This window comes from Phormidium sp. CCY1219 (assembly GCF_035615515.1).
GTDB lineage: Bacteria > Cyanobacteriota > Cyanobacteriia > Cyanobacteriales > Laspinemataceae > CCY1219.
Genome location: NZ_JAJENT010000292.1, coordinates 17614 through 27645, shown reverse-complemented (window position 1 = coordinate 27645; position 10032 = coordinate 17614). Strand labels below are relative to the sequence as shown.

8 protein-coding genes and 1 pseudogene are annotated in these 10032 nt (G+C 47.6%); 1 reads left to right on the top strand and 8 read right to left on the bottom strand.

Annotated features, from left to right (window positions below; translation table 11 throughout):
• Positions 1–210: 210 nt before the first annotated feature.
• The 8 genes and pseudogenes from LKK83_RS04855 to LKK83_RS04820 all read right to left on the bottom strand — a co-directional run bounded on the left by LKK83_RS04855 (position 211) and on the right by LKK83_RS04820 (position 8262).
• Positions 211–1305: a SpoIIE family protein phosphatase gene (locus LKK83_RS04855; protein WP_442957279.1), complete on the bottom strand. Its 1095-nt coding sequence runs from the start codon at positions 1303–1305 to the stop codon at positions 211–213.
• A gap of 47 nt (positions 1306–1352) precedes the next feature.
• Complete coding sequence (locus LKK83_RS04850; protein ID WP_324629782.1) at positions 1353–1847, bottom strand: hypothetical protein; 495 nt, start codon at positions 1845–1847, stop codon at positions 1353–1355.
• A gap of 12 nt (positions 1848–1859) precedes the next feature.
• A complete protein-coding gene (locus tag LKK83_RS04845) occupies positions 1860–3683 on the bottom strand; it encodes an ATP-binding protein (RefSeq protein ID WP_324629781.1) in 1824 nt (607 codons plus the stop codon).
• A gap of 160 nt (positions 3684–3843) precedes the next feature.
• The gene (locus LKK83_RS04840; RefSeq protein ID WP_324629786.1) at positions 3844–4797 is read right to left on the bottom strand and encodes an ATP-binding protein; all 954 of its coding nucleotides are present in this window, start codon (positions 4795–4797) and stop codon (positions 3844–3846) included.
• Positions 4771–5532 (bottom strand): annotated as a pseudogene (locus LKK83_RS04835) (serine/threonine protein kinase); the annotation flags it as partial. The gene LKK83_RS04840 and the pseudogene LKK83_RS04835, both read right to left, overlap by 27 nt.
• An 85-nt stretch (positions 5533–5617) precedes the next feature.
• Positions 5618–6676 (bottom strand): hypothetical protein, encoded by a 1059-nt coding sequence (locus LKK83_RS04830; protein WP_324629780.1) that lies wholly within the window; start codon positions 6674–6676, stop codon positions 5618–5620.
• Positions 6677–7226: 550 nt separating this feature from the next.
• Positions 7227–7391: a hypothetical protein gene (locus LKK83_RS04825; protein WP_324629779.1), complete on the bottom strand. Its 165-nt coding sequence runs from the start codon at positions 7389–7391 to the stop codon at positions 7227–7229.
• A 295-nt stretch (positions 7392–7686) separates the two neighbouring features.
• Positions 7687–8262: a hypothetical protein gene (locus LKK83_RS04820; RefSeq protein ID WP_324629778.1), complete on the bottom strand. Its 576-nt coding sequence runs from the start codon at positions 8260–8262 to the stop codon at positions 7687–7689.
• Positions 8263–8560: 298 nt separating this feature from the next.
• Here LKK83_RS04820 and LKK83_RS04815 point away from each other — a divergent pair, with 298 nt between their 5' ends.
• Positions 8561–10003, top strand: coding sequence for a bifunctional orotidine-5'-phosphate decarboxylase/orotate phosphoribosyltransferase (locus LKK83_RS04815; protein ID WP_324629784.1), 1443 nt, complete (start codon positions 8561–8563; stop codon positions 10001–10003).
• Positions 10004–10032: the final 29 nt, after the last annotated feature.

Genomic DNA, 10032 nt, shown 5'->3' with positions numbered 1-10032 from the left:
TCTTTAAATTGTTTCGGTAAAGTTTTCCATAATTTTTCTCTCGCCAACGGGTTTCCCTACCGCCGGGAAACCCCACCTCCGATGCGTCACCCCTGTTTTCAATCCCGGACCCCTACCGCCCGATCGCATAGGGCGATCGCCCATTCACACAATATGAAAACTACAGGGCGGCGCATTGCAGAAGCGATCGACCCGATGCCGCACTACGCCTTACCGTCGCTTCAACACCACAATCGTAATATCATCAAACACCTTTTGCTCCCCAATAAATCGGCGCAGGTCTTTAATTGCCATCTGGCGGATTTCTTCAACCGATAAGTGCCAATTTTTCGACACCACCTCGCACAGTCGTTCTAACCCATACTGTTCTCCAGCCAGATTTTCCGCTTCCGTAATCCCATCAGTGTAAAGTACCACACCATCCCCGGGATTTAACTGCACTTCTGCTTGGGCGATAAAATCCGTAATTTCGAGATCCAACCCAATCGGGAATCCTAAATCTATCGTATCAACCCGCTCGATTTCGCCGAGTGACCGGACGACAATAATCTCTTCATGTTGTCCGCTAATCTGCAGCACTCCATCAGTATAATCAAGTAAAGCCAGAGTCAAGTTTTTCTCCGTCCTCATGCGCACCACGTTATCGTATAGGGTGCGGTTTATGCTAGTTAAAAACTTGACATAATCGGTTTCCTGATTGGCAAGTAAAGTTCGCACGGCGGTTTGAACCATCACCATTAACATCCCGCTTTCTAATCCATGTCCGGTGACGTCGCCAATCCCAATTTTAACCCGTCCATCATAGTTGAGGACATCGTAGTAATCTCCGCCGACTTCCTCTGCCGGTTGCATAAATCCGGAGATTTCTAGGTCGGGAATCTGTTGCAATTCTTCCTCTCGCGGTAGCATTTTCTGTTGCAATTGCCGAGTGACGTCCAGTTCGGCACTCATGCGGAGGTTTTCCGATTTCAGCATCTCGTTGAGAGCGCTAATTTCTTCGTTGGCGGCGGCGAGTTGGGCGGTGCGTTCGATGACTTTATCTTCGAGGGTACGGTAGAGTTGGGCGTTTTCCAGGGAGATGGCAGCTTGGGCGGAAATAATTTTGACCAGTTCGAGCCGTTCTGGTGTAAAGGCTCCCGTGGTGAGATTATTTTCTAAATACACGATTCCCCTTAGCTGACCTTGGTGAAGAATTGGAGCGCACAAGACAGAATAAACTTGGTTTTGGAGAATGTAACTGTCTTGGGTAAAAAGCCCTTCTTTTGTTGCATCATTTAACACAACATCATTTTGTGTCCGTGCCACATAATTTACAACCGAAGTCGGCATATTTTCGGTATATTGTTGCGTCTTTACTTCCCAGATATCAATTCTCCCCCCGCTTGTATAGAGGTTTTGACTTTGAGTTTTTCCTTTTCATATAAAAGTAAAAAGGCTTTTTGGGCACCGGAGTTTTCCACTAAACACTGCATTAAGCTTTCAAGGAGTTCTGCGAATTTAATTTTTCCAGAAATGGCTTGAGATGCTTTGACTACAGTTGTCAGATCCAGTGCTTGTGAATCTCGAGAGCCAGTGATAGAATAGTCATAATATTTACTAGCATCCTGGGCGGTTCCCTTGGCAGAAATAGAGTCCAGTACCTGTGGATATTTAGCTTCTAAATCGCGAACTTTGGGAGTAGAACCCCATCGCAGATAAGCATAGCGGGCTTCCTTTAAGTAGGTTTGAGCTACTTTTTGCCGACCTAGGGCTAAATAAAATTCTCCCGCTCGTTCCCAGGCGATCGCCGATACCCGAAGGCACTCACGCTCTTGCGCCGATTCAATGGCTTTGTCATAAAGTGCCATCGCCTCTAGTGCTTATCCCAAAACCCGAGCTTTTTCCGCTTCTACAAGCTCGTATTTGTATTGGTGGTTCGCAGGTGCATGATGCATCCATTTCTTCATTTGCTTTTGGTTGGCATTTACTTTCTTGAGAAACTGCTTTTGCTCTAACTGGGAAACATGAGGATACTGTGCCAGTAAAGATAGCGAAGAATAAAAATTGTATTCGGCACTCAGGGTTAAACCTGCCACTGCATCTTGATAGGGTGTAGCTTTTCGGGAATTTTCAACCGCCCCCGCAAAGTCCCCCAACAGATAAAGCACGATAATTTTAGCCACATAAAAAAACAAACAAGCGGAGCGATTGCCGGTTTGAATCAAAATGGGCATGGATGCGGTTTCATCAAAATATTCACCCGTTAATTTACAAGGGTCTTCCGATTCTTCTTGCAAATTCACCACAAGTTGTTGGTACATTGTCAGATAAACTACGATAAAATCTTGCTTGAATTTTGTCATTAATTCGCTGTAATACCTGAGTTTTTCCTCTACTAACTCTAGAGGTTTACCCATAAAAAAGTGATGCAAACAGTAAAAAGCAGAAAAGTGGCCGGTATATTCTAAATCTCCGGTTTCAAATCCACTTTGAATGGCTTCCAATAACGCCGGAGGCGTTTCCCCTAAATATTCTTTCCAGTGACGCACAAAGATATTAAAAACGGTGTAAACTTTGGCCTTGAGTTCCTTCGCTTCAAATTTTTCTACAAGCCTCAGCGCCAATTGTCCGAACGGATAGCCTGCCTCAATATCCCCAAGCGGGCCGCATAAAGCGAGTCCATACATGCAGTAAGCATAACTGGCAAGGGAAGAATTGCCATATTTGACGCACAGATTGACCATCGTAAAGATAATCAAAGGTAGCAGTTCGGGATTGGTCATGTAGATAGCTGGAATGGCTGAAACTGAGATCCGCATTGCTGCCAATTTGTAGGGATCCGTCATTTCTGGCAAATTTTCTAAATCCGAGGGAGATTTTCGACCGATGGTTAATTTGGTGCGGATTAATCCAACACCGAGTTGCAGGGAGTTAGGTTTTTGAGGCAGAGAAATACCGAGCAATTTTAACACGGACAGAGCGGTATCTACCGCCTGCTGCATTTTGTTTTGCGAAATGTAAAACGGTATTTTGAGTTCGTAAACCTTGACTTTATCGAGCAAAGTTTTGGCGCGATCGAGAACGAGATCGGCCAAAGTTTCGGCTTGAGAAAAATTGGTATTTAAAAATTCCGCTTCGACTCTTTCCACATATAAATCGAGGGCGAGGGAGTATTGAGTGTCCCAGCTATTGGGCGAGAGCAAGTCTATCCCGGTGGCCAAATAGCTAATGGCTGCCTCATAAGCGTTGCTGGCTTTTGCTTTTCGACCCGCCATTAAATTGAGTTCTATTAACCGATCGCACTCCTGGGGGTCATCCACCAGTTCTGAGCCAATGTTGAGGAGATTAACAATCTCAAAGAGTTTATCTTCCAGGTCTGACGGGGGTGTATTTTTTAATAAAAGCCTGCCCACGTTCAGGTGAATTTCTTTTTCGCGAGAAGCGGGAATTAAGGAATAAGCAGATTGGGCGACGCGATCGTGCAAAAACTTATATTCAAGCTTCAGGTCTATAGAGTCTACTAATTCCCGTTCCAGTTCGTCCAAAACGTGAGTAAATTTATAAGCCGTATTCAGGGGAACGAGCAGGCCGACTTTCAGGGGTAACCACAGTTCTCGGGCAACGGTGGCGGGAGATTGTTGGGAAACCGTGGAGAGGGTTTTTAGGTCGAACTGATTGCCAATGCAAGCAGCGAGTTGTAACATCTCTTGCGTTTGTTGGGAAAGTTGTTTGATTTTGCTGGCGGTTATTTCAATGACGTTTTCAGAATGTTCTAAGGTTTTTATGCCTTCTAAATTCTAGCACCAGTGTAGCTCGTTCCAATCAAAGTAAAGCAGTTTTTTTTTGATAGATTAATTGCAAAATTTACGTTAAAAAGAAGGGATTTCCATCCGTTTTTTCCAGGAGCAGTTTTGCTAGGGATTGAATGCTTGTGGGCAAGCAATGGAGACTATCCGCCAGCAATTGACTGATACAATGCAGGGATAAAGGCTGGAGTTGCAGTTGATTGATGCGAGTTGCGCTGGTTTGAATGACCTGGAGAGTCTGCGTCAAAGCGTGAGCGGAAACTACTTCATTATCGCGGTAAGCACCTATTAATAAAAATGCCTGTTTTCGAGCATTGACGAGCAGCAGTTGGAGTAGTTTGAGGGAGGCTGAATCTGCCCATTGGAGGTCGTCGAGAAACAGAACGAGGGGGTGTTCGATACGGGTAAAAACGCTAACGAATTTTTGAAACACTAAATTAAAGCGGTTTTGAGATTCACTCGGGCCGAGATGAGGCACTTCCGGTTGCTTGCCAACCAGCAACTCGACTTCGGGAATCACATCAATAATGACTGCCCCATTTGGCCCGAGGTTTGCTTGCAGCTTTTCTTTCCAAGTGGCGATCGCTTCTTCGCTTTCAGTGAGCAGTTGCCGTACTAAGTCCCGGAAGGCTTGAATCAGCGCACTATAGGGAACGTTGCGCTTAAACTGGTCGAATTTTCCCCAGATAAAATAACCCCGCTGCTGCACCAAGGGCTTGTAAAGTTCCTGCACTAAAACAGATTTTCCGACTCCCGAGTACCCCGCAACCAGCATCAGTTCAGTTCTTCCCTCAGTAACCCGATTAAATGCTTCGCTCAGTGCGTCTACTTCCCTTTCTCTACCGTAGAGTTTTTGTGGGATAAGTAACTGACCTGTGAAATCGTATTGAGCCAGGGGAAAGCTTTCAATTTTCCCGGTTTTTTGCAATCGTTCGAGACAGGTTTTTAAGTCGGTTTTCAGTCCAACTGCACTTTGATATCGTGCTTCTGCTGTTTTTTCCAGTAGCTTCATTACGATATCGGATATCGGTTGGGGAATGCTGGGGTCGAGCTTTTCAGGGGCTACGGGTTCCACGGCAATATGACAATGAACCCATCCCATTGCATCACTGGCATCAAAAGGGAGCTTGCCGGTGAGCATTTCATAGAAGGTGATACCCAGGGAGTAAAAATCAGTGCGGTAGTCCAGAGAACGGTTCATCCGTCCGGTTTGCTCCGGGGACATATAAGCCAGAGTGCCGACTAGCAAATCAGGAGTGGTGACATTTTGTTGTTCGCTTGCGATCGCGATCGCTAACCCAAAATCGATTAATTTAACTTCTCCGCTTTCTGGATTAATGGTAATATTAGATGGTTTGATGTCTTTATGAACGATTTGATGCTGGTGAAGGTCTTCTAAACAAGCGGCTAGCTCAATGGCAATGTTGAGAAAATCCAGCAGTTCTAGGCGGCGATTTTCTCAAAAAATATCCAGGGATTCTGCGCCGAAATCTTCTAAAACTAAAACCAACGTATTTTGATACGCTTCTAATCGATAAGCCTTAACAATTCGCGGATTATCTAAATTTTTAACCAGGTGATATTCTTGTTTGAATTGAGCGATTTCTGTGGGCGTCGGATATTCTTTTTGCAAGACTTTCAGAATCACGGACAGGGATTCGTCCTCCTGGGTGGCTCGATAAACAGTGGTATGAGGGCCTTCATAAAGCAAAGCGCGAATGGTATAGCCGGGAAGTACGAGGGTCATAGATCGTTACCTATCAAATGGCAGAGTTGATGAAATGAATAGAACCTTGGTTGTGAGGAGTCGAACGAACTGGAATGCGGAAGGTTTAAAAATCTTCGCCGACAATCTGCTGCGGGTAGCCGCAAATCGCTCGGGAAGTTTGCATTCCCGACATCACTGCGGCTTCAACACACCCCGAATTGAAGCCGTTGTCAATCCAATCACCAGTGAGATAAAGGTTGGAAAAGCCCGATTTATCGGTTTTGAGTCGATATTGAGAGCTACCCGCTACGGCGAGGACGTAGCGCTCTGAGGGATCGACATTCACGCGCAGATATTGGGCGTTTAACCGTTCCTTCCCCTGACGATTTTCTGGATCCACCACGAGGTTCCAGTTGAAGCCCTCCTTTCCGTAAGCGTTCGGCCACAGATCCTTCATGTTTTGTTCAAGCAGATTGAGAGCATTTGCTTTGGCTTGGTTCATCGCTTGAGTGGGAAAGTGGTTTTGTGTGGGAGGAGGAGGCAAGTCGGGACCGGGAAGGACGCTGCAAAAATAAGCCACTTGATTTGGATCGTGAGTGGTAGGCCAGCATTCGCGACATAGTACCTGACTCATATCCACCCAGGTGTCGAAGGGTTCGAGATAGGTATCCACAATTGGGTTTTGTTTCATCCATAAAGGCCATCCCAATCCTGCATTGTCTGGTTTGAGCCAAACCTGCAACGATTGGGTTTGAACGGTTTTGATTTGATAAACCATGTCTCGCCACTTTTGGTTCGCTTCTAGCAATTCGGGACAAATATAGGGGAAGGAGGCCACCGGGATGCCGAGTACCACGCGATCGAAATCCTCTTTGTAGGTTAGGGTTTCTGACCCCACATCCACATGGCTGCTGTAGAAAGATTCTAAGTTGACGGATTTAAGTGATTCGCCACCTTCAATTTGGTCGTAGAGAGGTTCGCTGGGCCAGCAGGGCAAGCCTTTGACGGTAATCAGGGGTTGGTATTCTTCGCTTTTGAGGTTGACTTGACGAGCGATAGTGATGGTGGCGATCGCTTTTTTATCGGCGTCGAGTCCGAGGTTGGTTACTTTGTGGAAAAATTTAAACTTAACGCCCCGTTGCTTGAGGACTTGATACAGAGGAGCAAAGACAGCATCCCCCATTCCAGTTTGCATTTTCCATATAATCGATCCTTTGTAAGTAAATAGTCCTCGCATCAGTCCGCGCAATCCGCTCCAGTTGAGCAAAACCCTAGGGACGCGGCACTACCGCGTCTTCTCTTTTGTGTCGCGAGCTTTCACACTAAGTGAAACACCCGCGATCGCCCCTATCTCCACCAACTCACTTGCCCCAATCGCGCTTTTAATATTTCCGCATACAAATTCTCGGCAAAATTTCGATTCGCTGTTGCTGAACTGTGGCGCGAGTTGGAACAATTGCGATCGCCAGTTCATCTCTATCTGGAAAGAGAGTGACTTGTCCCGATAACTCTCACAGAAGACAGAGGGGGGTTTCTGCCCGGGGACAGACCCCTTTCCCTCGCCAGTTTGCTACCGTAGAGATAGAGTGAAAGCGCGCACCCGCAGCCAGGTGCTTATCTAACAACCACGGCAACCGATTAACCGCTTATATTCGCCGTGGATTTCTATCCGAACCCCATATGCTACTCAGTCCCGTCAGCGTTCCGCTGGCGGGATTATGGTTTGCGGGGGGTTAATTGAATAGCGGATAACAAAATAACAATACCCATCCTCCCACGAAGAAAATGCCAAACAGGGCAATCATAATTTCAAAAGACCAGCGCACGTTAAAGGTGCCCAGGAGGGGGGTGGCAGAAATGAGCAGCAAGACGAAGAAGGCTAAAAACAACCAAAACATGGCAGGTTTTCCCAATCAGTTCTAGGCGCAAGCAGTGGGTAGCTGTACGCCCTGCTATATTGTATCGCGGCGATCGCAATTTTGGGGGAGAAATCGGGGGCGGAAATGTTACGCTTTGCTAAGTTTCCCGTAGCGGTATTGGAGCGAATCGGTCAACGATGCGGATCCGGGAGACCGTAAGTTCCCCCGAATCCTGTTGCCGAGGCTTGAAAACCCCTATATATATTGCCGCATCTATTCCCACGATAATAGAATATCCCAAGTGGCCGCGATTGTCAACCCTTTTTCCGAGAAGTTAGGGAATTTTTTTGGCCAATGCCAGCCAAGGCTCGATGCCTTTTTTAGTGGGTAGGTTTTGGGCGCTAAACGTCCAGATATCGCGCTTGTGTTGCGGGCCGTAACTAATGTGCAAGGGGCGATCGCGGCCATAAAAGTAAATGGACTCGAAGGGCAACTGTTGGGTTAAAATCCACTCAATGACCTCAGCACTGGAGTGACCCGCGATCGCGAAATCGCAAGCCGCGCCCAATCGGGGACAGTAATAGTTGCCGTTTTTATTGGTTTCGTGAGCCATGTGCCGATCCAGGTTAGGGGCGACGCGACCGTTTTTCTCGCCGGTTACCGGGTCTTTTTTTTCCAGGAATCGTTTTAAATCTTTGGAACAAAAGCCATAAGTGAGGCGAAAATTATCCCAGCCAAATTCATCGATAATCGGGTCGAGGAGATGGTGGATTAACGCGGAAATTGCCCGCAAGCTTTCTGGGTTTTGCGGGTAGGGGTCGATGCGATCGCGATACTTGGCATAGGTTTGGGTACAAGTACAAAACGCCTCGAGAGTGAGATATTTGCCCAGGTTTTCCGAAGTGTTCATAGCGGCGATCGTCCATTCAACGCAACTTCATTCAGTTTAGCCGAAATCGGCGGGTCGCAGCGCAACTTTCGCTTCAAGGGGACAAATCCGAAGCCAAGGCGACAATTTTGCTGCCAAAAACCGATAAATTAATTAAGCTATTACAAATCCAGCGATCGACATTCCTCGTCTGTCGCTGAGGTTATCGGGGATAGGCCATTTGCCAGTTGCCAACTTTATCCGAATCCAGGACTTGGCCAATCGGCGAATTTCAGCCATACCCCTCGATTGGCGAGACCATTTGCAGAGTAAAAGGATGATGAACTTTAGGGATAAACTGCTGTCTGCGATCGAGCGAAACCACAGCCTTCTGTGTGTGGGACTCGACCCGGATCCGGAAGCCTTGCCCCCCCGTTTCCGGGATCCAGCAAAGCGTTTGGGGGAACAATTAAGCGAATGGATGCAATTTACCATCCGGCAAACCGCCGAAGTGGTTTGTGCCTACAAACCGAGCCTGGGATTTTATACTGCCTTGGGTGCCTCGGGCATGGATCTGCTCGATCGCACCTTAGCGGCAATCCCGACGCACATCCCGGTCATATTAGATGCCAAACACTCCGACCTCAACAGTAGCACGGTGTTAGCCCAAAGCGCCTTCGAGACCTGGCAGGTAGATGCTATCACCGTGAGTGCCTATCCCGGGCAAGACTTAGCCGCGCCGTTTTTGCTTTATCCCGACAAAGGGATAGTTGTGCTTTGTCACACTTCCAACCCCGCCGCCTTATGCTTGCAGCATTATCCGAAAACCGGCGATCCGCTTTACCTGCAAGTGGTGAAAGAAGCGCAACGGTGGGGTACTCCAGAACAAGTAGCCCTAGAAGTGGGAACTACTGCGCCAGACGTCCTCGGGCGAGTGCGAACCATCGCGCCAGAACGGTTAATTTTAGCGCGGAGTATCTGGGCGGAAGGCGGGGATTTAAGCACTCTTCTCACAGCAGGGCTAACCGCCAGCGGCAACGGGTTAATTGTGCCAGTACCCCAAGACATTTTAACCCAGGATAACCCCGCCACCGGCATCCAAGAACTGAACGAGATTATCAACAGAGTGAGAAATCGCATTGCCCAAGAGGCGCAAGCCTGCCCGGTATGGTTGCCCGATGTCAGCGCCCGCGATCGCAACCCGCATGCCGAGCTGATTTTGCAATTATATGACATTGACTGCATCATGTTTGGCGAATACGTGCAAGCCTCTGGAGCCACATTTCCCTATTATATCGACCTGCGAAAAATCATCTCCAATCCCCAAATTTTCGACAAGATTATCGCCGCCTATGCCGAGATTCTAGAACCACTACAATTCGATCGCATTGCCGGCATTCCCTACGGTTCCCTGCCTACCGCCACCGGACTCGCTTTGCGTCTGAATTCCCCGATGATTTTCCCGCGCAAAGAAGTGAAAGCCCACGGAACTCGTCGGTTAGTAGAAGGGCATTACAATCCCGGCGAAACCGTGGTCGTCGTCGATGATATTTTAATTAGCGGAAACAGCGTCATCGAAGGGGCGCAAAAGCTGGAATCCACCGGATTAAAGGTCAAAGATATTGTGGTGTTCATCAACCACGAAAAAGGGGTTAAGGATAGATTGAGAAAGCAGGGATATCGAGCGCATTCGGTGTTAACGCTTTCAGAAATTGCCGAAACCCTTTATCGCCGCGATCGCATTAGCGAGGAGCAATATCAGTTTTTCCGCGATCGCCATTAAAAAAACCCTCCCCCATCCCTGGGATAGAG